Source organism: Nitrospira sp. (genome assembly GCA_035968315.1).
In the GTDB taxonomy this organism is placed as follows: domain Bacteria; phylum Nitrospirota; class Nitrospiria; order Nitrospirales; family Nitrospiraceae; genus Nitrospira_D.
This window is the reverse complement of record JAVYIN010000009.1, coordinates 37,671-63,802: the sequence shown is the minus strand read 5'-3', so window position 1 is coordinate 63,802 and position 26,132 is coordinate 37,671. Positions and strand designations below refer to the sequence as shown.

Here is a 26,132-nt window from a genome sequence, read left to right as displayed (position 1 = left end):
TTGTCAGAAAAACCAAACAGTTGCCTATGATCCCCAGCATAAAAGAGGACGGATGATAGCACTAGCCTGAACTGGATTGCAAGGCGACTATGAGGCTCACGGGTTGCCTTGCCGGGCAAGGTTAGGAAGTCGGGGGCGCCACTGATTTTGAGTCTGACGATACTGCCGTGGGTGGAGCTTTTCGAGAGCGAAGGATCTCCTCAAGAGTCAGGAGGGCATCCCGCCCCGAATTCCCTTCGATTCCTTTGGACAAGCTCTTGTCGGCATACTGAGCTGGTTGAGCGGTTGTCGTGGGAGTGGCCGTCTGAGAGAGGGAGCCGGTCCATTTTCTGGGGTCCCGGCTGCCGGCTTTTCGTTCCCAGGCTTTCAAACAGGCTTTGGCGATAATCTTGTTCAGTGGCGCGGGGTTATAGAGCAGCTTTCGGATGCTGGTGGGCGTCAGCATCAGCGGATTATACCCGGCGGAGAGGTAGCCCTCTTCAAGAAGCCGCTGTTCGAGATCGGTATTGGGCTGAATGCCCAGGAAGAACATCAAGGGGAAGACCCGTTCTTCTCCCAGGATGGAGGCGACCATTTTATAGGACTCCACGCTCTGTAAGAGGGACTCTTCCGTCTCCTTGGGGGAATTGAGCGAGTAGTTCAGGATCACCTTTCCCTTGAAGCCTGCTTCCGCCAGGTAGCGGCATCCATCGTAGAGCCGCTCCAGCTTGAAGCCCATGTGGAGGTTGTTTAAGACCTCCTGAGAGCCTGACGTGATGGCGACTTCAAGATCGCCGACCCCCGACCGGACCATTAACTTGGCCAACTCGGGGGTAATGAGCGAGGTGCGAATATAGCCCGACCACTCGATCTCCAGCTTTTCACTGATGATCCGTTCGAGAATTTCCGTGCATTGAGGATAGGCCTCTTTCCCGGTAATGAATTGCGCATCGGTAAACCAGAACCGCCGCGCTCCCCACTGATGGTAGTGCTGGGAAATGTCCTTCACGACCATGGAAGGGGGACGGTACCGGACCCGCTTGCCTTCAATATAGGGGTAGAGGCAAAAAGCGCAGTCGTAGGGGCAGCCGCGCTTCGTCTGTACCCCGATGGACTCGTTCTGGAATTCCCGGTACTGAGGGAAGATGGAGGTTAGATAGGGGAGATCCACAGTGAGGGCGTCGAGCAAGGCCATCGTGCCCTGCTGGCCTTTGCGGATATTCTTCCCTTCCCGGACGATATAGCGTTCCCCCTCAAGCGACTGGCCTTCGACCATTTTTAGGATGGCGTCTTCGCCCTCGCCGAGAATCCCGATCGTGCCTTCGGGGAGCTTCTCAATCAGCTGATCGGCAAAGGCCGTAAACGCCCCGCCGCCGATCATGATCTGCGTCTTGGGAAACTCTTTTCGCATCAGCCAGGGGTACGACAGGATCGTGTAGATGTGGCTGTAATAGCGGTAGAGCTGCTTCAATCCCGCGAACGAGGCGGCGACCCGCTTGATCGGGTTGCTCGCAAAATAAAAATTGAACGCATGTTCCAGCGACGAGTCGCCTTCATGGGGCGAGAAGATCTGGATATCGCGCCAGGAGAAACAGACCAAGTCCGGCTTGAAGGCCGTCGCCGCATCCCGGAGGGCCTGGCTGCGCTGGGACGCGGGAAAGAGCGAGAGATCCAGGATCTGCTGGCGCACCTCCGGCCTCCGGCGATGAATGAAGTCGGCCAGATAGGTGATCCCGATCGGATAGACCTTTTTGCAGGGCAGAAAGACGTATAAGATAGAATTCATGTTAATTCTGGGCAAGTGGCGAGAGGTAAGAAAGGGAATCGCGTGCCCATCGCCTCTAGCCTCGCGTCTCTCGCCTATTTTGTTGCCACATGGATCGCCACGATTCCGCCCGTCAGGTTCTTATAGGACACCTGGCGGAAGCCGACGTCGCGCAGCACCTGGCAGAGCCGTTCCTGATCGGGGAACGTGCGGATCGAAGCGGGCAGATATTCATAGACGCCGGTGGTGTCCCGCGCGACTTTCGTCCCAATCCAGGGCAGTAATTTAAATGAATACCAATCATAGAGCGCCCGCAGCCAGCCGAAGACCGGCCGGGAGAACTCCAGGCAGACAAAGGTCCCGCCCGGCTTCATCACCCGGCGGATCTCGCCGACCGCTTGCGGCAGATTCCCGACATTGCGCATGCAAAAGCCGGTGGTCACCGCGTCAAACGTGTTATCCGCAAATCCCAAGTGTTCCGCGTTGGCTTGCAAACAAGTAATTTTTCCCGCGAGTCCCTTGCCTGCAACCTTTCTCAGGCCTTCGGCGAGCATGGCGTGATTGAGATCGGAGGCGACCACACGACCATTGGCACCCATGCGGGGCTCCACGAGCAGGGCCAGGTCGGCTGTGCCAGCTCCCACGTCAAGCGCAGTCCCCTGCTCGACTTTTGGGACCAATGAAGCGGTGATTTTCTTCCAACGGTAATGGAGCCCGAAGCTGAGTAGCGTGTTATTAAGATCGTAGACCCCGGCGATGGCCGTGAACATCCGCTGCACAGCCTGTTCGCGCGCGGACCCGGTCCAGGTAGAGACCGCCTGGGGAGCGGGGGAAGTCGTCGTCTGTTCCGCTTGTACCATGGCAGTCGTGGTAGCACCTGCTTTCCGCCTTTGTCAAGGTAACCGGCTGCACATGGTATAATCCCGCCCCTATGAGCCATTCGATCATCATCAAGGGCGCACGCGAGCACAATCTCAAGAACATTGACGTCACCATTCCGCGTGACAAGCTGGTCGTCATTACGGGCTTGAGCGGATCAGGGAAATCGTCGTTGGCGTTCGACACGATCTACGCCGAAGGCCAGCGGCGGTATGTTGAATCCCTCTCGGCCTATGCCCGGCAGTTCCTCGAACAGATGGGCAAGCCGGACGTCGATTCTATTGAAGGCCTCTCGCCGGCCATTTCCATCGAACAGAAGAGCACCAGCCATAATCCCCGGTCCACGGTCGGCACGGTGACGGAGATTTACGACTACCTGAGGCTGCTGTTCGCGCGAGTCGGGCGGCCCTACTGTTTTCAGTGCGGAGAAGAAATCGCCGCCCAGACCGTCCAACAGATGGTCGATGCGATCGCGGGACTTCCTGAGGGCAGCAAATTTCAGATCTTGGCGCCGATTGCCCGGGGGCGCAAAGGGGAATATCGCAAAGAGCTGCTGGAGATGCGCCGGGCCGGGTATGTGCGGGCACGCGTGAACGGCGAGATGGTCGATCTCGGCGAAGACATCGTCCTTGATAAACAGAAAAAGCACACCATTGAGATCATCGTCGATCGCCTGGTGATGAAGGCGGGCGAGGCGCTGATGCGGCGCCTCGCCGATTCCGTCGAGACCTCGCTGAAGCTGACCGGGGGGCTGGTCGCGGTCCTGACCGACGATGGCAAGACCCGGCTCTATAGCGACAAGCTGGCCTGCATCAAGTGCGGCGTGAGCTATCCGGAAGTCGAGCCCCGGATCTTTTCGTTCAATAGTCCGCATGGAGCCTGCCCGGCCTGTGACGGCATCGGCTATCAGGTGACGCCCGGCTGTCCCGAGGACGAAGATTTCACGCTGCTCGATGCCTGTGAAGTCTGCCAGGGGGCCAGGCTCAAGCCGGAAAGCCTCGCGATCAAGCTCGAACAGAAATCCATTGCAGAAGTGACGAGTCTGTCGATCAGGGCGGCGGCGGAGTTTTTTGTCTCGCTGAAGTTTACCGACCGGGAGCTGGTCATCGCGCATCGCATTCTGAAGGAGATCCGCGAGCGGCTGGGCTTCTTGGTCAACGTCGGCCTCGATTACTTGACCTTGGATCGCGCCGCCGCGACCTTGTCGGGCGGCGAGGGACAGCGCATCAGGCTGGCCACGCAGATTGGCTCGGGCCTCGTCGGGGTGCTCTACATCCTCGACGAGCCCTCGATCGGACTCCATCAGCGGGACAATCGCCGCCTGTTGCAGACGTTGCTCCGCCTGCGCGATCTCGGCAACACAGTCGTGGTCGTGGAGCACGATGCCGAAACGATGATGGCGGCGGATCACCTCCTCGACATGGGGCCTGGGGCCGGGACGCATGGCGGGCATGTCATTGCGCAGGGCACGCCGCAGGAGGTGATGGGCAATCCCGACTCCATCACAGGGCAATACCTGCGCGGGACGCAAATCGTGTCCCTGCCGCAGCGCGTCCGCAAGCCCAAGGGCTATCTCTCGGTCGTGGGAGCGAACAAGCATAACCTCAAGAATGTCTCGGCCAAAATTCCCTTGGGCCTGATGACCTGTGTGACCGGCGTGTCCGGTTCAGGCAAGAGTACGCTGGTGTTGGAAGTGCTCTTTCATTCGCTCATGCAGACGCTGGGGAAAGAGGCGTCTGTGCCGGGCGATCAGCCACCGTCTCGTCAGGCGGCACGCGGCCTGCGGCAGGAGGAAGGCCGGCCGGCTCGGAAGCGGAAAGTCGTGAAGCTGGATGGGTGCAAGGAATTGCTCGGCGTCGAGGCGCTCGATAAGGTCATCGATATCGATCAATCGCCGATCGGCCGCACACCCCGATCCAACCCTGCGACCTATACGGGCCTCTTCAGCTTTATCCGCGATCTCTACTCGAATCTGCCCGAATCGCGGGTGCGGGGTTATAAGCCGGGACGGTACAGTTTCAACGTGAAGGGCGGGCGCTGCGAGGCTTGCCAGGGTGACGGGCTCATCAAGATCGAGATGCATTTCCTGCCGGATGTCTATGTGACTTGCGAAGTCTGCAAGGGCCAGCGGTACAACCGCGAAACGCTGGAGATTCATCACAAGGGCAAGAGCATCGCCGATGTGTTGAACATGACGGTGGACGACGCCGTAGAGTTTTTCGAACACATCCCCTTCATCAAACGGAAGCTGGAAACGCTGCACGATGTTGGCTTGCACTATGTGAAGCTTGGCCAGTCGGCCACCACGTTGTCTGGCGGCGAGGCGCAGCGGGTGAAGCTGTCACGCGAGCTGTCGAAGCGGCCCACCGGGCGGACGTTGTATATCCTGGACGAGCCGACGACCGGGCTTCATTTTGCCGATGTGCAGCGGCTGATCGACGTGCTGGACCGATTAGTGGAAGCGGGCAATACCGTCCTTGTGATTGAGCATAATCTCGATGTCATTAAGAATGCCGACTGGATCATCGATCTCGGCCCAGAAGGCGGCGACCGAGGCGGCGAGATCGTCGTCGAAGGTCCGCCCCGCGAAGTGGCGAAGTCGAAACGGTCGTATACGGGGCAGGTGTTGAGGGAAGCGGGGATTTAGGAAGGGCGGAGCGTTCGGGAGTCGCCATGATGCGAGGGATAGAGTCTGCTACTGGTCTCTTACCATTGGCCGCGTGCGACTCTAAGGCGCGATAAGAATCGCATGCCGTCGCACTCGGCACTCTCGTGGCTGTCATCTGGCTGCGCCCGCTATGGCGACTCCCAAACGCTCCACCCTCCCCCCACTGCGGGGAATGAACAGGTAAGAGGGTAAAGAGGAGACCCATGCACACTATTCTTCTGCTGACCATCTCCAACATCTTCATGACCTTCGCGTGGTATGGGCATTTGAAGTACAAGGATTCGCCCTTGTGGATCGTGATTGTGGCGAGTTGGGGCATTGCCTTCTTCGAGTATTGCTTCCAGGTGCCGGCGAATCGGATTGGTCACTATGAGTTCAGCGCGGCGCAGTTGAAAACCATTCAAGAGGTGATTACCCTCGTCGTGTTTTGTGTCTTTTCAGTGCTGTACCTGAAAGAGCCGCTGAAGTGGAATTATCTGGCTGGGTTTGGCCTGATGATCGGCGCGGTCTTTCTCATATTTAAGGAGTAGTAGGTCAAGGCTAGGGGCATGGGGTTAGAGGCAAGGGGGAAGAGGGAGAATGGCGAAGGCGAAGAAGGCGGTGGGGACGGATCAGCAGGCAAGCCAGGACTTTGAAGGGCTCGGCGTTTTTTATCTTGGCCGTCCGTACGATCTGGCGGCGAAACAGGCGAAGCCGGGTTGGCTGCTCTACGATTCCAAGGATCTGGTCACCCATGCGGTTTGTGTCGGTATGACCGGCAGCGGCAAGACGGGCCTCTGTCTCTCACTGCTTGAAGAGGCGGCGATTGACGGGATTCCCGCCCTCATCATCGATCCCAAGGGCGACCTGGCGAATCTGCTCCTCACTTTCCCGCAATTACGGGGTGAAGACTTTGCACCCTGGGTGAACGAAGATGATGCGCGCAAGAAGGGCCTCTCAACAGCCGAGTACGCGCAGGCGCAGGCCGATCTGTGGAAGAAGGGGCTGGCCGACTGGGGGCAGAGCGGCGAGCGGATTCAAAAGTTGCGTGAGGCCGCCGATGTGGCGGTCTATACGCCGGGGAGCAACGCCGGCATTCCCGTCTCGATCCTCAAATCCTTCGCGGCGCCGTCGTCGGAGATTCTCGATGACGCGGAGATGCTGCGCGAGCGTATCGGGACGACTGTCACCAGCCTGCTGGGATTGATCGGCGTGGACGCCGACCCGATCAAGAGCCGCGAGCACATTCTCCTCTCCACGATCCTCGATCGCACCTGGAAGGCGGGGCAGGATCTGGATCTGGCATCGCTCATCCACCAGATCCAGGCGCCGCCTATGACGAAGATCGGCGTGCTGGATGTGGACTCGTTCTATCCGTCGAAGGATCGGTTTGCCTTGGCCATGCAGTTGAATAACTTATTGGCGGCGCCGGGGTTCAGTGCCTGGCTGGAGGGCGAAGCACTCGACGTGGGGCAGATGTTGTATGCGCCCAGCGGGAAGCCGCGCCTGGCTATTTTCTCGATCGCGCATTTGAACGACGCCGAGCGCATGTTCTTTGTCACGCTGCTGTTGAGCCAGACGCTGGGTTGGGTGCGGGCACAGTCCGGCACGACCAGCCTGCGGGCGATTCTCTACATGGACGAAATCTTCGGCTACTTTCCGCCGGTCGCCAATCCTCCGTCTAAACAACCGCTGCTCACCTTGCTCAAACAGGCGCGGGCCTATGGTCTCGGCGTGGTGCTCGCGACGCAGAACCCGGTCGATCTCGATTACAAGGGGCTTGCCAATACCGGCACCTGGTTCATCGGCCGGTTGCAGACGGAGCGGGACAAGGCGCGGGTGCTGGAGGGGTTGGAGGGGGCCGCGGCGAGCTCGGGGAAGAAATTTGACCGGCAGCGGATGGAGCAGCTTCTCGCCGGGTTGGGCAATCGGGTGTTTCTTTTGAACAACGTTCACGAGGATGCCCCCGAAGTGTTTCAAACGAGGTGGACGCTTTCCTATCTGCGTGGGCCCCTGACCAGGACCCAGATCAAGACGCTGATGAGCGAGGTGAAGGGCAAGGGGGTAGAGGCTAGGGGTAGCGAACAGGGGCAGAGCCGTCAGATCGGTTCGTCTTCACCCGCGCCTCGTGCCTCTGGCCTGTCGCCTGGCGTTGCCCGTCCGATGCTGCCTCCCGATGTGCCGCAATATTTCATTCCGCTGCGCGGCAGCCAGCCTGGCGGGAGCACGGTGGTCTATCAGCCGATGGTGTTGGGCGTTGCGCAAATCCGCTTGGCCGACAGCAAAGCAGCGATCGATGTGGCGGAGGATGTGGCGAGGCTGGCGCCGATTGTTGACGGAGCGGTGCCGGTGGAGTGGGAGCATGCGACGGCGGCATCGATCGCGGTCGCGGATCTGGAGAAGTCTCCGGTAGAGAGTGCCCGGTTTGCGGCGCTTCCCGCTCCCGCGGCAAAGGGGAAACACTACGACACGTGGAACAAGGATTTTGCGGGGTGGCTCTTTCGCACCCATAAACTAGAGCTCTTGAGGAGTCCGAGCACGAAGGAACTCTCCCGCCCCGGCGAGTCTGAGCGGGATTTCCGCGTCCGTCTTCAGCAGGCCGGCCGGGAGCTGCGGGATCAGCAATCGGATAGTTTGCGGAAGAAATACGCGCCCAAGATCGCGGTGCTGCAAGATCGCCTTCGGCGGGCGGAGCAGATGAAAGAACGGCAGCAGGCGGAAGCCCGGTCCAGTCAGATCCAGGCCGCGATCTCGGTCGGAGCCTCAATCCTCGGCGCGTTTCTCGGGCGCAAGACGATCAGCGCGACGAACATCGGGCGGGCGACGACGGCGGTCAGGAGCGCGGGCCGGGTGATGAAGGAATCGCAGGACGTGGGGCACGCAGAGGAAAATGTCGCGGCCTTGCAACAGCAATTGGCCGATCTGGAAGCACAGTTCAAGGCCGAAGCCGACGCATTGGCTGCGGCCATCGATCCCCTCACGGAAAGGCTGGAGGTTGTGTCGCTGAAACCCACGAAGGCCAACATCGTGGTGAAGGTCGTGGCGCTCGCCTGGATGCCTCAGTGGCAGGACGCCGAGGGGCGGCTCACCGCCGCATGGGAGTAACCATCCTGCTTCGTCATTCGTGACGCGCTTCTCGTATTGTGCGAACGGCACGTCACGAGAGACGTCTCTTTCTCAGTGCTTTTTATCCTTTTGCATGATCTTGTCGGTCCAGGCCAGCAGAATGGCTGAGCCGAGGAAGGTCATGTGGATGAAGATCTTCCACTTGATGTGGTCAAGGTTCTCATTCTCGATATCGACGAAGGCTTTCAAGAGGTGGATGCTGGAGATGCCGATGAGTGAGGCCGCCAGTTTCACCTTGATCGTGCCGGGATCCACATGCCCCAGCCAGTCGGGCCGGTCAGGATGGCCTTCCAGGTCGAGCTTGCTGACGAACGTCGCATAGCCGCCGATAATGACCATCGTGAGCAGATTCGCCACCATCGTGACATCGATCAATCCGAGGACGCCGAGCATGAATTCGACTTCTTTGCTCTGGTTGACGTGGAGCAGCATTTCCCACAATTCGACCAGGAATTTATAGGCATAGAGCAGTTCCGCCACGATCAGCCCGCAATAGAGCGGGGCTTGAATCCACCGGCTGTGGAACACGGCAAACTCGAAGCCTTGCTCGATTCTGTGCCAGGGTGAATGGGATGGTTTGGCATGGGTTGGGGACGGGGAAGAATGCTCGCTGGACATCAGGCCTCCTCAATGATGCATGCGCCACCGTAGCGGGCGCGCCTGCCGCGTATCCTAAGGTGCGTGCGCCAGGCTGTCAATTCTAGACCGCGAATGGCGCGGGCCGATGGCCCGATGGATTAGGCGGCTTTGGCGGTGATGGCAGGCGGCTGCATGATCGGCGCGGGGGGCGCCGTGGAAGCGGAGTGCGGGACTGGCGCATGGGCCTTGAGCAGTGCCGCGGCTCGTTTCCCGGCTGTGACAATATGCTCCGCACTTGTACGGGCAGGGTCTTGCGGCGCGAGGCGCGTCAGCAGGAGATCCGCAAATCCATTGATCGAGGTGAGGAGATTATTGAGGTCATGAATCAGCCGGTCTGGCTTGAGCGATGCGGGAGGCGCCGTGCTCGGCCGCATGAACGCGGGCGGTTGTTTTCCTGTGCGTGCGAGGGCTCGGGCGATGGCCCGGCAGGCGTCAGCGTGGGTCGATGAGGTGATGGCCAGGACTTCGTGAGCGCCCCGGCGAAGCGCGTCAAAGGCGGAGCTATCGTCCGTATGCAGCACCAGCGCGAGAAGCGCGCTGGTGGGCGAGGCGGCATGGATTGTGTGGAGCAGATCCTGACCCGGCCGTTCCTGGCTCTTGAGATCGAGCAGGACCAGATCGACTCGCTGGGCCTGGAGATGTTCGAGGGCATCGGCCAGCGTGTGAGTCATGCGGACCGTGTGCGGACCAGGAAGATGAGTGGCCAGCCACGAGCCGATCTGCGCCGTGAGCGGACTCTGAGGGCCCAGATAGAGGATTGAAAGGGGGACCGTATCAGTCATGATGTGTCAGAAGGATCTGCGAATGCCTATGGGGCCGCATGTCTCTCCTGCTATCGGCGTCTGCGTCGAGAATCTTGAGCGGTGGGGGTGTCCAGGGTGTTCAGGTGGAGGGGGAGGACGGTGACGGTAGGGGCTCAGGAGAGCGGGGTGCCCCTGAAACTGCTGGCGAAGAAGGTGGCGACTTGAGACCGGCGGCTGATTTGAAGCTTGGAGTAAATGTTGGCCAAATAATTCTTCACGGTTTTTTCACTGAGGGTTAAGGACTGGGCGATTTCTTTATTCGTATATCCTGCGGCAACCAGGGGGAGCAAGCGCTGCTCCTGCGGCGACAGCAGCGGACGTTTCGACGGGCTGGGCGCCGAGGGGGAGGGCGTTCGCCAGCCGGGCGCATGGTGCGTGATCCGGGAATCGGTGAGGGGCTGGCCGGCGGCGACGGTTTTGATGGCGCGGACCAGGGCCTGCGAGGCGATGTCCTTCAGCAGATACCCGTGGGCGCCTGACAGGCTCGCTTCTTCGACGGTATGCTCATCCGCAAAGCTGGTGAGGAACAGGACGCGGGATGAGGGGCTGACCGCCAAGATGTCTCCCGCCGCGTCCACGCCGTTGCCATCGGGCAAGCGGATATCGAGGAGCACGATGTCGGGTTTCAGCCGCGCGCATTGCCTGAGCGCCTCGTCCTTTTTGCTGGCTTGGCCGACCACTTTCATGCCGGGCGTCAAATTGAGCACGGCGCTCAGCCCGATACGGACCACTTCATGGTCGTCGACGAGCAGGATCCGAATGGGTTTAGTGGGTTTAGATTGTGCCTGGCTCATGCGGCCTTTCTAGCGGGACCTCGACGATGACACTTGTGCCTTGTCCTGGCGTGCTGGCCAGCAGAAAACGGGCGCCGATGTGTGCGGCGCGTGTGGCCATGTTTCTCAGCCCCTGGCCCCGCCGGCGCTTCTGGCCTGGCTTGAAGCCGATGCCGTCGTCGGTGATACGCAATTGGATAATTGAGCCGATGAAGCGCAGGGTCATGGATCGCGTGCTGGCCTTGGCATGGCGCATGCTGTTGCTGAGGGCTTCGCGCGCGATGCTCACGAGCTGCTCTCCCATAGTGGCCGTGATCAGCGGGATGGCCTCCGGCTGGATGGTCAGGGTAGGGGCATTGTGTCCGGCGGAGGAAAATGAGTCGGCCAATTGGCGCAGTGTGCGCTCAAAATCCATGTTCGGCGCGTTGCGTTGGTGCAGCAAGGCGATGAAGTGGCGCACTTCCTGAACGAGCTGATTGAGTTGGGCGATGGCCTGCGTGACATGGGTCTTGGATTTTCTCGCCGAGGTGCCGGCCACCAGCTTGCTGGCCTCCAGCTGCATGCCGACCGCGTACAAAGATTGCAAGATGTTATCGTGCAGGTCCTGGCTGATGCGTTCACGCTCCTCTCTCGCCTGCTGCAGGATGCGCTCTTGGAGGCGGACAGCCTCTTCGGCCCGCTTTTGTTCCGTGATGTCGGTTCCCACCGTCACCAGGCAGGCCTTCCCGTCGATCTCGATCGGTTCGCAGGAGACCAGACATTGCCGGGGTGTGCGGTCTTTCGTATAAAATTCCATTTCGACATTGCGGAAGGTTCCCGCCTGGGCCAGCCGCGCAAAAAACTGGGCGCGATCCTCGGGGGTCGCCCACAATCTCAAGGTTGGCACGGTCTGGCCGATCACTTCCTCCCGTCGATAGCCGAACAGGGCGAGCCCCGCGTCGTTGACCTCCAGGCAGAGTCCCGTCTCACGTTCCGTGACGATGACGGGATGGGGGCTCGACCGGAAGGCTTTGGCAAACCGCTCTTCACTCACGCGCAGCAATTCTTCGGTCTGCTTGCGCTCGGTGATGTCGAGCCAGGAGCCGAGCAGTTCGACAGGATGGCCGTCAGGGTCTCGAATCAAAACGACTTCATCATGCATCCAGCGGTACTGGCCCTGCTTGTTTAAAAAGCGGTATTCGTGGGCCAGCGTTCCTTGAGCAAAGAGAGCGGAAAGACGCTTGAAAATCTCCGGAGCATCGTCCGGATGAATCCGATCGACCCAGAATCGGGGATCGTTCGTAAATTCCTGCGGCTCGTATCCGAGTTGTGCGGTGATATTCGCGGAGACGAAGGTGGCCCCAAACTCTCCAGAAGCGGCCGCGGTGTAAATGACGGCGGGAGAGTGGGAGAGCACAAAGGCGAGCCGGGTTTGGCTCTCCCGGAGCGCTTCTTCGGCCTGCTTGCGCTCGGTGATATCCAAGGCCACGCCCACATAGTGTGTGAGCAGGCCGGTTGCCTGATCCACAACGGGAAATCCCCGGTCCCAGACCCAGCGGATGGTCCCGTCCGGACGTAGCACTCGGTATTCGTGGGCAAAGAGCCGTCCTTCCTGCTGCGCAATGAGTTCTTTCACCACACGTGGGCGATCATCGGGATGAATAGCCTCAATGAAGGATTTGGGTTCCGCATACAAGCTGGCGCAGGAGCGCCCCCAGATGCGCTCGTAGGCCGGGCTGATATACAACATTTTGCCGATGCTTGGGTCGGCAGACCATACGACTTCTTCGATGGTCTCGGCAATTTGCCGGAACCGTTCTTCACTCTTCCGAAGGGTGGCCTCCGCTTCCCGCCGATCGGTCATGTCTTCGCAGACCACCAGGATCATGGGATGCCCGTGCGGATCGGTAACCTGTCGCGCCCGTTCTTTGACCCACAGCTGGCTCCCGTCCTTTCGAATTTTCTGAATTTCCCAGTCAAAGGTCGTTTCGGGGCTGCTTGCGCACAGGTGCAACTGGGTGAGCACGGTTTGATGATCATCCGGATGAAAGACGCACAGAACCGACCGATCGATCAGCTCGCCGGGCCGATAGCCGAGCGCGGTGGCGCCGAATTGATTGACAGACAGAATGCGGCCGCTCGGATCGAGCGTGAAATACATGGAGGGGTTCTGTTCATAGAGCAGACGGTATCGGAGTTCGCGCGCCGCGAGGAGGGCCTCAGTCGCTTGATGGCGCATGATTTCCTGTTGCAGGTGGTGAATGGTTTGGTTGAGTTCCCTGGTTCGCTCCTGAAGGCGTTGGTCAAACGTTCGCTGCAGGTCTTGGAGGGCGCGTTCGGAGTCTGTGGACGCATCGGATGGGACGGCCTGGACGGATTGATCCGTGCGGATTTCCATCCGGGCAAGGTCCATAGCATCCGTTGGGGATTCCACCCATTGCGGAGTGAGGTGATCGTGAGGGGGGCTCATCGATGTTGTCTCGTGCCGGTGTTGATGCTTCGGAGGAGCGCTGTCGTTCTGTGCTCCCTCCGGCTAGCTACCGGTAGCGGCCAATTTTCAGCGGTAGGATAGTATGATCGCTCAAAGAAATGCTAGGGGGGAGTAGTAGCAATAAAGGGGGGGGGTACGGAACTAGCTGATCTGGTCTATAGGGCTTGACCGGCTCATTTTTATGTACCAGGCGACGGCTTCCGTTCGCCTGCTGACCTGTAACTTGTCGAAAATATGGGCCAAATAGTTCTTGATGGTCTTATCGCTTAGCCGCAACCGCGCGGCAATTTCCTTGTTGGTTTTTCCTTCGGCGAGGAGGGGCAGAATGGCTCGTTCTTGCGGGGAGAGCTGTTCGAGCCCTTGGGGGGGCGTTGGGTGATCAGGCTTGTTCTGGTGTCGAATCCAGCTGAGGGCTTGCTGGGCGACGCGCGGATCGAGATAACTCTGCCCGCCGGCAATCGTTCGAATTGCCTGAACCAGATCGGTGGCGCGAACGTCTTTTAACAGATAGCCATGCACTCCGCTTTGTACGGCACTCACGACCATCGCTTCTTCTGCAAAGCTGGTCAACATTAGTATGCGGGTGTCGGGAGCAAGCGCCAGTAGTCGGCTGCAGGCTTCGGGCCCTGTCCCATCCGGCAATTTCATATCCAACAGAACCACGTGCGGACGAAGCCTGGCCGTTTCCGTCAGTGCCTCGGCGACCGTTGAGGCGTCCCCGACTATGTGGAGGTCTTGTTCTAGGCTCAACAGAGTTCGGAGTCCCTGGCGGACGACTTCATGATCGTCAACGATGAGAATAGTTGTGCGAGTGTGTTTCATAAGGGTGTCAGTACGGGTTCCAGGAGAAGCTCCGCGGTGAGACGGGTACCCTCGCCCGGTTTTGATTGCACGCGTAGCATCCCCCCGAGTTTTTTCGTGCGGGCCTCCATGTTGGTGAGGCCGTAGCCTCTGCATGGAAGGGCCGCAGTTGAGAAGCCGATTCCGTCGTCGCTGATGGTGAGGCGCAGGCGGGTGCCGCGCAGGCGGAGCGAGATGGAGGCGTGTGTGGCCTGCGCATGGCGGACGCAGTTACTCAAGGCCTCCCGGACGATGTGCAGGATGTCTTGTTCTTCTTCCATGGTGAGCAGGTCCATCGCGCCCGGCTGCAGGTTCAGCGTGATGGAGATGCCGCCGACCTGCTCGTAGGTGTGCTGGAGATTGGCTAGCTCTACCGCCAAATCAAAGTTCTGAATCCTGCCGTCTTTGAGACGGTGGATCGTCCCCCGCACCTCATGGATTAATCGGTTGAGTTGCTCAATCGCATGGGTGCTGGCCTGGGTCGCTTCCGGCGACAGCGGCGGACTGATCTTTCTGGCGGTCTCTAGGCTGAGGCCAATGGCATAGAGGGATTGCAGCACCGAGTCATGCAGGTCGCGCCCCATCCGTTCGCGATCCTCCAGCAGCTGGCTCAAGCGCTCCTCCATCGAAACAAACGAAACAGACAGCGATTCGTCTAACTGGTGTGCGGGTGCAAGGCCTCTGATGCCGGGTCTCTGTCGCGAGGGGCGTGGAGACGTTGGCCGCCCGCCGGTGATCACAAATAAGTCGTGCCCGTCGCGATTCATATTCCATCCTTCTCCGAGTGAGCGACTCTATCGATCTGAATACTTGCGCTGTGTGAGGGGAGGGTAGTGGAGAGTGACGAGAATTGTCACCTGGCGGATCCGCCAGGTGACCAATTCACGTGCTTTCTCCATATCGTGCCCTTACACGAACGCCTCAAGCGAGGCCAAACAGGGGAGGGCGATATGCCAGAGTTGAAAGACATTGCATTTCGAGAAGAGGATTATGTTGTGAGAACATTGCACGGCCCGGAGCTGGATCAGTCCTATCGGCTTCGACATCGGGTGTTTGCGGAAACCTTGCGATGGGTGTTGCCGTCAAGTGATGGGAAAGAGATCGATTTGTACGATGTCTGGGGAACGACGATCGGGTTGGTGCGCGCGGACGGAATGGTCGTTGGAATGGCCCGATTACTCCCTTCGTCCGGGCCATTTATGCTGGAGCATGATCTTGCCGCACTCCTTCCTCCCGGCCACCGGGTGAGAAAGACGTCCGATACTGCCGAAATCACTCGCTTGGCGGTCACGCCGGAAATCCGCGACAAAGGACTGTCGGCCAGGATCATGCTTGCGGTGTTGAAAGGCGTGTATCAGTGGGCGGTTGAGAACAACGTTCGATACTACTATCTGGAGGTGGAGCATCGATTCCTCAGGGTATTGCGCGCGTTGGGATTCCCCTGTGAGCCGTTAGGCGCGCCGGTCTCGCTCCCGCCGGCAGGAGCGAGTTCTGTGGCGGCGGTCTACGACATGATGCAGTTCGATGAACAGAATGCCAGAAGGCGTCCAGAATTCCTGCAATGGATGTCGACTATTCAAACAATGGACGGAGTTGTAGTGACGGGGCGTCAGGCATTGGCCTGCACGAATCAGGAGCTGGTGCAGGCAGGTGCAGCGGGCGGGTAATTGATCCCAGGCCGAGGCCCGAAGCCGGATTGCGAAAGGCCGCAGTTGTTAGACGACGTTGGGGAGCCCGTGCTCGATGGCGGTTGCAACGGCTTGCGATCGGGATGTCACGTCGAGTTTCGAGAAGATGCTCCCCACGTGAAACCGGACCGTTCGTTCGGTGACGCCGAGGATTTGACCAATTTCTCCATTGGTCTTCCCGTTTTTCATCCAGTTCAAGATCGTCATCTCACGCAGTGTTAATTCCCGGACGCATTGATCAAGGTTTTGAGAATGGGGAGGCGCGGTTCGAAGCAGGGCGAGATGAATATGGTAGCCGAAATACTCGATCAACTGGAGGTACCGTTCGGCATCAACGGGCCCTGCCGAGGCGAATGAGCAGAAGGTCGCGATGCCGCATGCCGAATCGATGGATCCGGTTGTAATGCCGTCCCCGAGCCCGAACTCTTTGGCGGCCGCGATGAACTCCTGTTGTTTTTCCGACGCGCCGGTGTTGTACGTTTTGGCCCAGTGTTGGGTGCCTGGCTTCTGCAGCGCGGTTTGGAAGACCGGATCGACGTCGAAATAACCTTTTTGCCAGTAGAGACGCAGCCATTCTTCCGGGTAGCTGGCATTGAGGACATTCGTAAATCCTTCGAACGTTCCCGTGGGACCCAACCTCGCCAATCCGCCGATCACTCTGGTAAACGGAAAGAGATGCTGAAATCGGACGAGGACCGATTTGACGTCATCGACATTGTCCGATTCCGCGGTGTAGTGGAGAAGTTCAATGAAGCCTTCGCATTCGGATTTCGAGAGGCGAGCGAACAGCTCTCCTGGGAAGGGGCGTTTGTTCCGGGCGTAAGCCATTAGTCCCTCCTGGTCGGATGACAAGGGAAGCCTAGCACGGGGGGGAAGGGAAGAACAATGGGGTCTGGAGACGGGCGTGAGGACTGTGGGAGAGAGATAGAAGGCCAAGCTACTACCAAGTGGCACTACCGTGATGTATGGGGAGAGGGCAATATGCCGGTGGCGTTATGAAGCCGAATATGAACAGTGTCAGCAATTGCCTGGGGTATCGGATGCGGTATGGGATTGCGCTCCTGTGCCTGTGCGCCATGTGTTTCAGTTCCCCTCGGACGGCTCTCGCGCAAGCCCTTCGGTTTCAACCACAAGGGGCTGCCGCTGTTGGCCAAGGGAATGCCTTTGCCGCGCAGGCAGACGATGCATCCGCGATTCATTACAACCCAGCTGGGCTGACACAGGTTGAGGGAATTCAAGCTATTGGGGGGACCGCTCTGCTTGGTGGGTCGGTAAAGTATAAGAATATATCCGGGGCCGATATTCGCGGTGATATGGGGGGCAGTGCCGTATTCCCTCCACCGAGTCATGCTTATTTCAGTGCCAATTTGGGCGCGCTTGGGTTGGCGAGCCTCTCGCGGATGACGGTGGGGCTTGGACTGACTTCTCCCTTCGGGTTGAATACGCGCTATCCCGTCGATGGGCCGTTTAACACGGCGGCAACGGTTGCAACCTTACCCCTGATCGATATCAAGCCGACGGTGGCCTACAAAGTGACGGACGATCTGTCCATCGGCCTCGGGGCCGATATCTATACGTTTGCCAATTTTCTAGGGGAAGGCCAGGTCGAACAGCGGCAAGTTGGGGCGGGGCTCTATGGCATTCCAGCCGGGGCTTCGGTGGAACTCAACGGGAAAGGGACTGGCGTGGGGATGAATGCCAGCCTCTTGTATGCCCCGATCAAAAACCATGAGGGCAAACCCCTCGCTTCGATTGGCCTGGTCTATCGCAGCCAGGCCGTGCTTCCGTTGCATGGCGCGCTGTTGGTCAATGGCGCGAAAGTCGCTGAGGCTTCCACAAGCCTCGCCCTTCCGCCGATCTATACCGCGGCGGTGGCGGTCTGGCCGGTGCGCACCAGTGAGCGGGAATGGAAGCTGGAACTGGATGTGGACTATGTCGTCTGGAAATCCAATCAGAATCTGGACGTGCGTCTATCCAATGGTGTCACGGTGCCTCAGCCTCAACAGTGGAAGACCGTCCAGGTCGTGGCGGTCGGGACGGAATATACGTGGCTCAATCCTGCGTGGTTGCGGCATTGGAACATATCGGCCCGGGCCGGCTATACCAGAACCGAAAACCCTGTGCCGGATCTGACGTTTAATCCGGCGACTATTTCCCTGTCATCTAACACGCTCTCACTTGGGGCAGGGTTTCTGTGCAGAAAGGGTGGCCGGTTTCTAGGAATCGTTCCCTGCGGAGGCGAGTCGGCTGTGTGGCCCAAGGCCATGGGGTTTGATGTGGCCTATCAGGAATGGTTTTACGAGCCGCATACGGTGGCGGGAAATCAGAATCCTACGGTCAACGGAACCTATCACGCCTTTGTCCATTTGGGGACGGTTAGCGTCAAATTCCTTTTTTAAGTCTGCGCGACGATTAGGTGAGGGTGTTGCGGAGAGCCGCGATGGTGGTGGCGTCGAGGCCGGCCTCTGCGAGGGCACTGTCGCTGGCCGCGGCCAGCGCATCGACGCTGCCGAACTGTTTCAGCAAGGTGGTCCGTCTGATCTCGCCGATCCCGATGATGTGATCCAGCTTTGACGCGATCAAGGCTTTGCCGCGGAGCTTGCGATGGTAGCCCAAGGCAAACCGGTGCGCTTCGTCGCGGATGCGTTGCACCAGGTGCGTAGCCGGGGCATTCGGTCTCAAGAGGATGGGATTCTTCCGGCCGGGCAGAAAGATGCGCTCATCTTTTTCACCGCGCGCCTTGGCCAGGCCCATAATGGCTTGGTCATGGTGGCCGGCCTGCTTCAGCCCTTCCATGGCGGCGGCCAGTTGTCCGAGCCCTCCGTCGATCAGGATCAAATCGGGGCGGGCCAAATCCTCTGATGTTCCATACCGCCGGGCGACGACTTCCTGCATGCTGGCGAAGTCGTTGGCGCCCGTCACTGTCTGGATTTTGAACCGGCGATAATCCGCCTTCTTCATCTGGCCGTCTTCCCACACGACCATTGAGGCGACGGACTGTTGGCCCATTGTGTTGGAGATGTCGAATCCTTCGATCCGTCTGGGAGCCTTGTCGAGGTGGAGCAACCGTTTCAGGTCTTCGACCGCCTGAAGGTCGAGGGCTTCGTCTCTGAGATGATCGGCTACTGCTGCGGCGGCATTTTCTTCCGCCAGCAATACCAGCTGATGTTTCGTGCCGCGCTCCGGAGCGAGGACCTTCACGCCGGATCCCCGTTTGTCGCTGAGCCATTGTTCGATCAGTTCGGCGTCGGCGAGGGCTGCGGGAACGAGGAGTTCTTTCGGCGGTTGGCCGTCCTTATTGTAAAACTGTTCGATGGCCGATCGGACCAGGTCCTCGTCGCTCACATCGGCAGACTGGGGCCAGAAGAAATCCTTCCGGCCGATCAAGAGCCCGCCGCGCACGAAGAGCAACTGCAGATCCACGGCGGTGCCTTGCCGGGCAAGGCCGATGACGTCCTGATCCGTCGATGCGGTCTGGGTGATGCGCTGTTTTTCAAGCGTCCGCTCGATCTTGAAGAGCCGGTCACGAATCCTCGCCGCTTCTTCGAACTCCTCCCGTTCCGCGGCGGCGTCCATGCCGGCCCGCAATTCGTCCAGCAATTCACGATCGCGCCCTTCCAGAAACTGCCGAACCTGGCTGACGATCTTGTGGTACTCCTCCTGCGATTGGTTGCCGGTGCAGGGCGCCATGCACCGCTTGATCTCGAATTCCAGGCAGGCCCGCTCCGCCGTCCCGTCGATGTCGATGGTGCAGGTCGCCAGCGGAAAGGCTTTCTTGATGACCTTCAGCGTTTCGCGGAGTGCGCCGGCCGGGGTGTAGGGGCCATAGTAGAGGGCGCCGTCTTTTTGGACGCGCCGGACAATGGAGAGGCGGGGGAACCGCTCTTTGACCGGCAGGCGGAGATAGGGGTACTGCTTGTCGTCACGCAGCACGATGTTGAAACGGGGCCGGTGCCGCTTGATCAGATTGCTTTCGAGGATGAGGGCTTCGAGTTCCGACCGGGTGACGATGGTTTCCAGATCGGCAATCTGGCTGACGAGCAGCGTCGTTTTGGGGCTGTGGTCGGCGGTGCGTTGAAAGTATGAGCGGACACGGTCGGCCAGCGACGCGGCCTTGCCGACGTAGAGATAGTCGCCGGCCTGGTCCTTGAAGAGATAGACGCCTGGATTCGGCGGCAAATGGTCGAGTTTGGAGTGGAGTGCGTCGGTCGTCATACATCATCCGTCAATCGTAAGAATAGCAGGAACCACCGTGCTCTTTCTTGCCGATTGACGAATGGCGCCTGACGGTGACCGCCGGCCTTACTTGAGCCCGCGCAGGAACGAGGGGCTCACGCTGCCCCGCGCCACTTCGGCCACGGGACCTTTCATCGTCAGGCTGAAGTCTGGCGCGACCTCGATGTTGAGCTGGCCGCCCGGCATCTTGACTGTGACGGGGCTCTTGACCAGCCCCAGGCGCACCGCCGCGCTCGCGGCCGCGCATGAGGACGAACCGGAGGCTTGCGTCTCCCCGGCCCCGCGCTCCCAAATCAGGATGAAGATTTCCTTGGGCCCGGTCGGGACAGCCAATTGCACATTCGTCCGCTTGGGGAAGAGGGGGTGGTTTTCCAATACAGGCCCGAGCTTCAGCAGTTCTTCGCGCGACCAGGACTCCCCAGTTGGCTTGAAAACGACGCAATGGGGATTGCCGACACTGACGCCGGTGAACAGGAGCGACTGTCCGGCTGCGTCGATCGGCTGTTGAATCAATTCCGGCACGCCGAGGGTGCAAGGAAGCGCCGCCGGTTTGAACGTGGCCTGCCCCATTTCGACCGTGACGGCGCTGGCGTCGCCATGGCGATCTACATGCAGATCGATGGTGACGAGGCCGCCTTTCGTCTCAACCGTGAAATGCTTTTTCTTCGTCTTGCCGGTCGCATGGAGGTAGCGGGCGAAAATGCGCAACCCGTTGCCGGATTTTTCCGCTTCGCTGCCGTCCGGGTTGTAAATGCGCAGGCCGAAGTCGGCTTTCTTGGTCGGGACGAGGGCGAGGATGCCGTCACTGCCCAGGCCCCAATTGCGGTCGCAGACCGCTTTGATGTTCTTCGGTGTGAGTTTGAACGTCAGTTCCTTTGGATCCATCACGATGTAGTCGTTGCCCAGGCCGTGGCCGCGGAAAAACCCGTTCTTCATACCAATCTCCTTCAGGGTGAAGCGATGCTGTCAGGCGTCGAAGGTAGCATGAAGCCAATCGGCAGGAAAAGAGGGAGGTGATGATCAGACGATCGTCACGCCGTGAGGCCGTTCGATCAATTCGATCTCATAGCCGTCTGGGGCATCAATGAAGATGAACCGGCTGCCGGAGGAGGTCTGTGTGGGACCGTCCGTGATCTTCACGCCTTTTGACGTGAGCGAGGCGATGGTGTGGTCAAGATTCTCCACCTGAAAGGCGAGATGGACCAGATCCTCCTGCACCTTCACAGGCCCGCTCGGGGGAAAGCTGGTCAGTTCGATCAACTCGTCGCTGTTGGGGACTTTCAAAAAGGCGAGCTGTGATCCGCGCGGCGAGGTCTTGCGTTCGACCACTTCAAGACCCAGCACGTTCGTATAGAACCGGATCGTCTGGTCCAGATCGCTGACGCGCATGCGGGTGTGGAGGAGTTTGGTGACCTTCATATGAGGAGCTTATAGCAGATCGCCTATAGCCGATGGCAAGAGACAGGGGTTTCTCCTCCTGCCTACGCTATTTGCTATCAGCCATCAGTTCTTTCTCGCCGGTCCTGCGGTCTTTCGCAGCAGCAGCTCGGCGCTTCCCGGGATTAAGAAGTCCGGCATGGGGCCGATTTCCTGAAAGCCGTGCTTCTTATAGAAGGCTCTGGCGGGCGTATTGAAGTCGGAGACGCAGGCGAAGAGGTTCTTCGTTCGTCCAAATACGAGGGGCTCGATGTGTCCGAGTAACTGGCCCCCCAGCCCATGGCCTCTTGCCCATGACGCCACCCCGAGCAATTCCAGATAATCGCCCAGCAGAAATTTCTCGCGAAGCAACGCGATGCCGGCCACCTTCCCATCAACCAGGGCGACAAGCGCCTCACGGCCTTGCGGGAGGGGGGAGAAGATCCGGTTCCAATCGGCGCTGGTGTAGCCGAGTGTCTTCCAGGGATCGGAGCCGGCGAGGAGCTGCACCACCGCGTCGCGGTCATCCTGCTGCATCGCTCTGATGGTTGGGAGGCTCATGGATTCTTTTGTGTGCAAGCCAGGAGATCACTGACCGTCATGGGTTTCAGGGCTTTGCGTGGGAGCACGTCCGCCGTCAACCGCTCGATGACTTCCCTGGTCTGCTTTCCTTTGCCGTTGGCATGGAGCACGACGATGCTGCCCGGTTTTGCGCGTTTCTCGATGCGGGCGAGGATGTGATCCGCTGACAGGGTGGGATCCGGGTCGCCCGATTCGATGTTCCATTGAATGAAGCGCAGGCCGAGCTGTTTCACGACATCTACGGTCGTGTCGTTATATTCGCCATAGGGCGGGCGAAAGAGCGTGGCGTCATGGGCATAGCGTTCATGCAGGAACCGGACGGGCCGGTGGATTTCTTCGCGTTGCTCGTCGGCGTCGTGCATCGGCAGATGCGCATGGACTTCGCCGTGCGTGCCGACTTCAAAGTAGTCGATGCCGAGCAGCTGCTCGACCTCGGCATCATGCTTGGTGATCCATTTGCCCGACATGAAAAATGTCGCAGGGATCCGGTGCTGGACAAGGTAGTCCACCAGGGCCTGATCGAACCCTGGTCCCTTTCTGACGGGGCAGAGATCGAAGGTGAGCGCGATGCCTGGGCAGGACGGAGGGCCTGACTTGATGACTTGGGCTGATCCAAGTTGGGGCGCGACCAGTCCGATGACGCCGATGCAGAGGAAAGCCCATGCTCGAAGTGACATGCAATCTAGTATACCTCAAGCCGGGCGAAGAAGAGTTGACCCGTTGTTTATTCGACTGTTACGGTGGGCCTATGCAATTGCCTTCGTGGGAAATCGGCCGGGCCTTGGGCATTCCGATTCGCATTCATGCCTCCTGGTTCCTGGTCTTTTTCTTTGTGACCTCCAGCCTCGCGTCCGGGTTTCTGCCGGAGAATCTGCCGGGATTGTCCGAGGAGCGGTACTGGGCGATGGGGGCCGTCGCGGCGGTGTTGTTGTTCCTGTCCGTGCTCTTGCACGAACTGGGGCATTCCTATGTCGCGCTGCGCTACCGCATTCCCATCAGCCAGATCACCCTCTTTCTCTTCGGCGGAGTGGCGCATATGCGGGAGGAGCCGCCGCATCCCAAAGCGGAGTTTCTCATCGCCATCGCGGGCCCAGCCGTGAGCTTTCTTCTGGGCGGGCTCTGCCTCGGAGCCGTCGAGGTGGCGGGAACCGTGGGCGAGGCGGCGGGATGGAAGGGGTTGATGATGCTCGGGAGCCTGCTGGGCTTCGTCAATGTGCAGCTGGGACTCTTCAACCTGATTCCGGGATTTCCGCTGGACGGGGGACGGGCGTTGCGTGCCGGTCTCTGGGCGTGGGGGAAGGATTTCTATCGGGCCACGGTGCAGGCGTCGTTTGTCGGCCAGTCCTTCGGGGTCTTGCTGGGCCTGGCCGGAGTGATGGTCGTCATCGGGGCGTTGAGCGGCGATTTGCCCGAATCGATGGCGTCGAATGGCGGGTGGGTGGTCATTCTCGCCACGTTTCTCTTTGCGACCGCCTTGGCGAGCCGCCGTCAGGCGGTGGTGCGGCAATCGCTGGCCGTGGTGCCGGTGCGGGATCTCATGGTGCAGACGGTGGTCTCGATTCCTCCGGACTGCACGATTGCCGACGCCGTCAATCAGTACTTCGTGCCGCATGGGTATGGCGGGTTTCCGGTCGTGGCCGAGGGGCAGCTGGTGGGGCTGGTCACGGTGATGGACGTACAGACGGTGCCCCAATCGCTCTGGGCCTGGAAGATCGTGCAGCAAGTGATGCGGCCGGCGGATCCCTCGCTCACGATCGAACCGAACGCGCCGGTCTTAGACGCCATGCAGCGGATGACGCAAGCCGGCTGGGATCGTTTGGTGGTGGTGCAGGAGGGACAGGTGATCGGGCTCGTGACCCATTCCGCGATCCTGCATTATCTGCAACTGCACAAGGCGTAAAACGTATCTCGCAAACGGCGAGAGGCGGATGGCGCGTCGCTGCTCACTCGGCTCGTGCGACGGAAATATTCTGCGCGATGGCGACACGGATGAGATGGACGACGAGCAGGAAGCCGTAGACCACGCAGAAGAATTTGAAGGTCACACGGTAGAAGTCCATCAAGAGGATGGGCAGGCAGAGGGCAAAGATGAGGCTGGCGACCAGCGTCACGAAGGTGAGCCGGCGGCAGAATTCATAGGAGGGTTCTTTCCCGATGGGTTTCAGTGCGCGGGCATAGCGCGCGGCCCGTTGGAGGCGCGCCTCCCGCATCGCATCGTCCGGTTGTCCCCAGTAGCTGAGCGAGACATATCCGATCACGATGAACAGCCAGGGCAGCGACCACAGCGGCCAATAGACCATGCCTGCATAGCCGTCGCTGCTGATCAGCGTGGCGTAGGAGGGGGCATAGAGGAGTCCCAGCGCTAACGGAAGCATCCGTTCGTCGCTCGGGCGTGCTCCCTCGGGCCCGCCGTGGATCAATTCCTGTTCAAATAGCGGATAGCCGTACTTCAGAACGACGAGGGCAATCGCCGCGCTCATGGTCTTGTCCGGAATGTAGCGCACGCAGTTCTGGAACCAGTTGACGACCGCCCAACTGAGATTCTCCCCCCATTGCAGGCCCAGGATCGATTCCAGCGCCACCCGCACGGTGCTTTCCCACTGCGTCACGCGGGCGCTCAATGACTCGGCGACGTCGGGGTTGAGCGCAAACGTGGTGCGCTCGTTCAGTGCGGCTTGCACCAGCGTGCCGGGGATGCTCATAACCACTGCGCCGACAACCCCGAAGCTGAGCAGGAACCAGGTGTGAGCCAGGGCAGAGCTCTTGGCCGTCCGCACATATTTCTGAAAGCCCGGTTGTCTCGCCAGAACGCCCCAGAAGAGCGCGCCGGTCATATTGACGAGCGACCAGGGGAAGATCACGACATCGGCGCCGACCTCCGGATAGAGGAGCCAGTTCACGACGGAATTGGACAATAAGGCGGCGATGGCGCCCCACCAGGGGCCCAGGAGGAATGCCACCAGCGCCGTGCCGGTCATATCAAGAAACAGGATGCTTTCCATATGGCGGCTGAGGGTCAGCCCGACATAGTTGAGCAACACTCCGGCGGCCATGATGACGCCCGTTTCATAGAGCAGCAAATAGGACGATCCGCGGAGTGGCTTGGAGGAAAAGAAGTCGATCGTCGATGTAGCGGCAGGGGAGGCTCGCTCCGGTTGTGCGGCGTTCGTTCCTTCTTTTCCTGATCGGAGGCGATGCTGGAGGTCGAGGAGCTTTTCCAGCACGGTCAGCATGGCCGCGACAAAGCCCGCGATCGTGCCGCCCAACATCAACATCTCTTTGCCGAAATCTTCGGACATGAAGACCTCCGTTTCCGCCGGAAGCCATTGTATCGGGGAAGGGGGGATTGGACTACAAAAAGCCCGGAAGTTGCACGGGCTCAACATGGCTCTGGCAAGGGGATCGGCCCGAGCCGTGAGGGAGGGGCACAGGCTAGGCGGCGGATGGTGCCGATGGAGGTGTCATGGCCTGGGCGTGCTGCTGGAGCTTGTGGGTGACGACGGCGCCGAACAAGAGCAAGCTGGCCGAATAGTAGACCCACAGGAGCATCAACACGATTTCCAGGAGCGAGCCATAGAGGCGCACGTAGACGGTGGCATAGCCACTGTAGGTGACGAAGAGGAGTTTGGCGGCGACCCAGAGGAGACCGAAAGTCAGCCCTCCGATCATGGCTTCCCGCCAAGCCGGCCGGCGGCGCGGCACGTAGCGGTAGAGGCTGCTGACTGCCACAAAGGCCAAGCCGAAGGGGACGGTGTAGGTCAGCAGGAATTCGTGGGCGGCCAATGCCACGAGATCCAGCCCCCAGAGTTGCGGGACATAGCTGGTCAAGAAGTTGATGATCTGAGTGGCAACGTAGGAAATGATGAGCAGCAATCCCGTGGCGCCCAAGGAGGCGACGGAAATCGCCGTGGAGATCAGCGGGTGGCGCCGCCAGGTGCTTTCGAAGACGACATTCAACGCATAATCCAGTTCATAGAACACGAGCGCGCCGAACCAGGCGAAGGACAGAAAGACAGCCCAGCGCACGCTCTCCAGCACGCTGATGCGGTGCAGCTCATCGGCCAGCCGTTCACCCAGCGAAGGGAGGAAGCCCTTGAGGAAGCTGAGGAGGAATTGCTCTCCGATCACATCCTGACTGACGAGGAAGCTGATGCCGTACAGCAGCAGGAAGACGAGCGGAAACAGCGAGAGCAGGGAGAAGAACGCCAGCGAGGCCGCCAGGCTGGCACAGCCATGCCGTCGAAAGGCTTTGACCACGTCGAGGAGGAAGCGCAGGGCTGGCAGCATCG

At 59.8% G+C, this 26,132-nt stretch carries 22 protein-coding genes; 6 read left to right on the top strand and 16 right to left on the bottom strand.

Translation table 11 applies throughout. The annotated features are described in order from the left end of the window. Positions 1-121: 121 nt before the first annotated feature. Complete coding sequence (locus RI101_13560) at positions 122-1,765, bottom strand: radical SAM protein (protein ID MEC4891076.1); 1,644 nt, start codon at positions 1,763-1,765, stop codon at positions 122-124. 74 nt (positions 1,766-1,839) lie between these two features. Continuing rightward, on the bottom strand, positions 1,840-2,604 hold the full coding sequence (locus RI101_13555) for a class I SAM-dependent methyltransferase (GenBank protein MEC4891075.1): 765 nt from the start codon (positions 2,602-2,604) through the stop codon (positions 1,840-1,842). A gap of 71 nt (positions 2,605-2,675) precedes the next feature. Here RI101_13555 and RI101_13550 point away from each other — a divergent pair, with 71 nt between their 5' ends. The 3 genes from RI101_13550 (at position 2,676) to RI101_13540 (ending at position 8,375) form a co-directional block, all read left to right on the top strand. Then, positions 2,676-5,270: an ATP-binding cassette domain-containing protein gene (locus tag RI101_13550; GenBank protein MEC4891074.1), complete on the top strand. Its 2,595-nt coding sequence runs from the start codon at positions 2,676-2,678 to the stop codon at positions 5,268-5,270. Between the two features lie 224 nt (positions 5,271-5,494). Next, positions 5,495-5,821, top strand: a complete 327-nt coding sequence (locus RI101_13545; GenBank protein ID MEC4891073.1) for a DMT family protein — start codon at positions 5,495-5,497, stop codon at positions 5,819-5,821. A gap of 49 nt (positions 5,822-5,870) precedes the next feature. Further along, entirely contained in the window at positions 5,871-8,375 is a 2,505-nt protein-coding gene (locus tag RI101_13540; GenBank protein ID MEC4891072.1) for an ATP-binding protein, read from the top strand. 72 nt (positions 8,376-8,447) lie between these two features. Here RI101_13540 and RI101_13535 read toward each other — a convergent pair whose 3' ends face one another. From RI101_13535 to RI101_13510, 6 genes are all read right to left on the bottom strand, one after another. Then, entirely contained in the window at positions 8,448-9,014 is a 567-nt protein-coding gene (locus RI101_13535) for a TIGR00645 family protein (GenBank protein MEC4891071.1), read from the bottom strand. A 119-nt stretch (positions 9,015-9,133) separates the two neighbouring features. Then, a complete protein-coding gene (locus RI101_13530) occupies positions 9,134-9,817 on the bottom strand; it encodes a response regulator (protein ID MEC4891070.1) in 684 nt (227 codons plus the stop codon). Between the two features lie 134 nt (positions 9,818-9,951). Beyond that, the gene (locus tag RI101_13525) at positions 9,952-10,632 is read right to left on the bottom strand and encodes a response regulator transcription factor (GenBank protein MEC4891069.1); all 681 of its coding nucleotides are present in this window, start codon (positions 10,630-10,632) and stop codon (positions 9,952-9,954) included. After that, entirely contained in the window at positions 10,613-13,003 is a 2,391-nt protein-coding gene (locus RI101_13520; GenBank protein MEC4891068.1) for a PAS domain S-box protein, read from the bottom strand. Before RI101_13520 ends, RI101_13525 begins: the two co-directional genes overlap by 20 nt. A gap of 219 nt (positions 13,004-13,222) precedes the next feature. Beyond that, complete coding sequence (locus RI101_13515) at positions 13,223-13,903, bottom strand: response regulator transcription factor (protein ID MEC4891067.1); 681 nt, start codon at positions 13,901-13,903, stop codon at positions 13,223-13,225. After that, complete coding sequence (locus tag RI101_13510; protein MEC4891066.1) at positions 13,900-14,688, bottom strand: sensor histidine kinase; 789 nt, start codon at positions 14,686-14,688, stop codon at positions 13,900-13,902. The genes RI101_13515 and RI101_13510 overlap by 4 nt, the downstream gene beginning before the upstream one ends. 228 nt (positions 14,689-14,916) lie before the next feature. Here RI101_13510 and RI101_13505 point away from each other — a divergent pair, with 228 nt between their 5' ends. Beyond that, the gene (locus RI101_13505; GenBank protein ID MEC4891065.1) at positions 14,917-15,588 is read left to right on the top strand and encodes a GNAT family N-acetyltransferase; all 672 of its coding nucleotides are present in this window, start codon (positions 14,917-14,919) and stop codon (positions 15,586-15,588) included. A 48-nt stretch (positions 15,589-15,636) separates the two neighbouring features. Here RI101_13505 and RI101_13500 read toward each other — a convergent pair whose 3' ends face one another. Next, entirely contained in the window at positions 15,637-16,437 is an 801-nt protein-coding gene (locus tag RI101_13500; GenBank protein ID MEC4891064.1) for a LuxR family transcriptional regulator, read from the bottom strand. 179 nt (positions 16,438-16,616) lie between these two features. On the opposite strand from RI101_13500, the gene RI101_13495 reads away from it, so the two are divergent. Continuing rightward, the gene (locus tag RI101_13495; protein MEC4891063.1) at positions 16,617-18,008 is read left to right on the top strand and encodes an outer membrane protein transport protein; all 1,392 of its coding nucleotides are present in this window, start codon (positions 16,617-16,619) and stop codon (positions 18,006-18,008) included. A 13-nt stretch (positions 18,009-18,021) separates the two neighbouring features. Here the strand turns inward: RI101_13495 and uvrC are convergent, their stop codons facing one another. From uvrC to RI101_13470, 5 genes are all read right to left on the bottom strand, one after another. Next, positions 18,022-19,824 (bottom strand): excinuclease ABC subunit UvrC, encoded by a 1,803-nt coding sequence (gene uvrC, locus RI101_13490; protein MEC4891062.1) that lies wholly within the window; start codon positions 19,822-19,824, stop codon positions 18,022-18,024. A gap of 87 nt (positions 19,825-19,911) precedes the next feature. Further along, entirely contained in the window at positions 19,912-20,781 is an 870-nt protein-coding gene (gene dapF, locus RI101_13485; protein ID MEC4891061.1) for a diaminopimelate epimerase, read from the bottom strand. An 84-nt stretch (positions 20,782-20,865) separates the two neighbouring features. After that, positions 20,866-21,264, bottom strand: coding sequence for a VOC family protein (locus RI101_13480; protein ID MEC4891060.1), 399 nt, complete (start codon positions 21,262-21,264; stop codon positions 20,866-20,868). A gap of 84 nt (positions 21,265-21,348) precedes the next feature. After that, positions 21,349-21,822, bottom strand: coding sequence for a GNAT family N-acetyltransferase (locus RI101_13475; protein MEC4891059.1), 474 nt, complete (start codon positions 21,820-21,822; stop codon positions 21,349-21,351). Further along, positions 21,819-22,520, bottom strand: a complete 702-nt coding sequence (locus RI101_13470) for a polysaccharide deacetylase family protein (protein MEC4891058.1) — start codon at positions 22,518-22,520, stop codon at positions 21,819-21,821. Before RI101_13470 ends, RI101_13475 begins: the two co-directional genes overlap by 4 nt. Before the next feature lie 71 nt (positions 22,521-22,591). Here RI101_13470 and RI101_13465 point away from each other — a divergent pair, with 71 nt between their 5' ends. Further along, a complete protein-coding gene (locus RI101_13465; GenBank protein MEC4891057.1) occupies positions 22,592-23,743 on the top strand; it encodes a site-2 protease family protein in 1,152 nt (383 codons plus the stop codon). A gap of 43 nt (positions 23,744-23,786) precedes the next feature. Here RI101_13465 and RI101_13460 read toward each other — a convergent pair whose 3' ends face one another. After that, complete coding sequence (locus RI101_13460; protein MEC4891056.1) at positions 23,787-25,142, bottom strand: hypothetical protein; 1,356 nt, start codon at positions 25,140-25,142, stop codon at positions 23,787-23,789. Between the two features lie 133 nt (positions 25,143-25,275). Beyond that, entirely contained in the window at positions 25,276-26,130 is an 855-nt protein-coding gene (locus RI101_13455; GenBank protein MEC4891055.1) for a YihY/virulence factor BrkB family protein, read from the bottom strand. Positions 26,131-26,132: the final 2 nt, after the last annotated feature.

What these genes read in the sequence shown, in the direction of transcription:
- RI101_13560 (MEC4891076.1), bottom strand. Translation starts at nt 1,765, where the DNA reads ATGAATTCTATCTTATACGTCTTTCTGCCCTGCAAAAAGGTCTATCCG.
- RI101_13555 (MEC4891075.1), bottom strand. Translation starts at nt 2,604, where the DNA reads ATGGTACAAGCGGAACAGACGACGACTTCCCCCGCTCCCCAGGCGGTC.
- RI101_13550 (MEC4891074.1), top strand. Translation starts at nt 2,676, where the DNA reads ATGAGCCATTCGATCATCATCAAGGGCGCACGCGAGCACAATCTCAAG.
- RI101_13545 (MEC4891073.1), top strand. Translation starts at nt 5,495, where the DNA reads ATGCACACTATTCTTCTGCTGACCATCTCCAACATCTTCATGACCTTC.
- RI101_13540 (MEC4891072.1), top strand. Translation starts at nt 5,871, where the DNA reads ATGGCGAAGGCGAAGAAGGCGGTGGGGACGGATCAGCAGGCAAGCCAG.
- RI101_13535 (MEC4891071.1), bottom strand. Translation starts at nt 9,014, where the DNA reads ATGTCCAGCGAGCATTCTTCCCCGTCCCCAACCCATGCCAAACCATCC.
- RI101_13530 (MEC4891070.1), bottom strand. Translation starts at nt 9,817, where the DNA reads ATGACTGATACGGTCCCCCTTTCAATCCTCTATCTGGGCCCTCAGAGT.
- RI101_13525 (MEC4891069.1), bottom strand. Translation starts at nt 10,632, where the DNA reads ATGAGCCAGGCACAATCTAAACCCACTAAACCCATTCGGATCCTGCTC.
- RI101_13520 (MEC4891068.1), bottom strand. Translation starts at nt 13,003, where the DNA reads ATGGACCTTGCCCGGATGGAAATCCGCACGGATCAATCCGTCCAGGCC.
- RI101_13515 (MEC4891067.1), bottom strand. Translation starts at nt 13,903, where the DNA reads ATGAAACACACTCGCACAACTATTCTCATCGTTGACGATCATGAAGTC.
- RI101_13510 (MEC4891066.1), bottom strand. Translation starts at nt 14,688, where the DNA reads ATGAATCGCGACGGGCACGACTTATTTGTGATCACCGGCGGGCGGCCA.
- RI101_13500 (MEC4891064.1), bottom strand. Translation starts at nt 16,437, where the DNA reads ATGGCTTACGCCCGGAACAAACGCCCCTTCCCAGGAGAGCTGTTCGCT.
- RI101_13495 (MEC4891063.1), top strand. Translation starts at nt 16,617, where the DNA reads ATGAACAGTGTCAGCAATTGCCTGGGGTATCGGATGCGGTATGGGATT.
- uvrC (MEC4891062.1), bottom strand. Translation starts at nt 19,824, where the DNA reads ATGACGACCGACGCACTCCACTCCAAACTCGACCATTTGCCGCCGAAT.
- dapF (MEC4891061.1), bottom strand. Translation starts at nt 20,781, where the DNA reads ATGAAGAACGGGTTTTTCCGCGGCCACGGCCTGGGCAACGACTACATC.
- RI101_13480 (MEC4891060.1), bottom strand. Translation starts at nt 21,264, where the DNA reads ATGAAGGTCACCAAACTCCTCCACACCCGCATGCGCGTCAGCGATCTG.
- RI101_13475 (MEC4891059.1), bottom strand. Translation starts at nt 21,822, where the DNA reads ATGAGCCTCCCAACCATCAGAGCGATGCAGCAGGATGACCGCGACGCG.
- RI101_13470 (MEC4891058.1), bottom strand. Translation starts at nt 22,520, where the DNA reads ATGTCACTTCGAGCATGGGCTTTCCTCTGCATCGGCGTCATCGGACTG.
- RI101_13465 (MEC4891057.1), top strand. Translation starts at nt 22,592, where the DNA reads ATGCAATTGCCTTCGTGGGAAATCGGCCGGGCCTTGGGCATTCCGATT.
- RI101_13460 (MEC4891056.1), bottom strand. Translation starts at nt 25,142, where the DNA reads ATGTCCGAAGATTTCGGCAAAGAGATGTTGATGTTGGGCGGCACGATC.
- RI101_13455 (MEC4891055.1), bottom strand. Translation starts at nt 26,130, where the DNA reads ATGCTGCCAGCCCTGCGCTTCCTCCTCGACGTGGTCAAAGCCTTTCGA.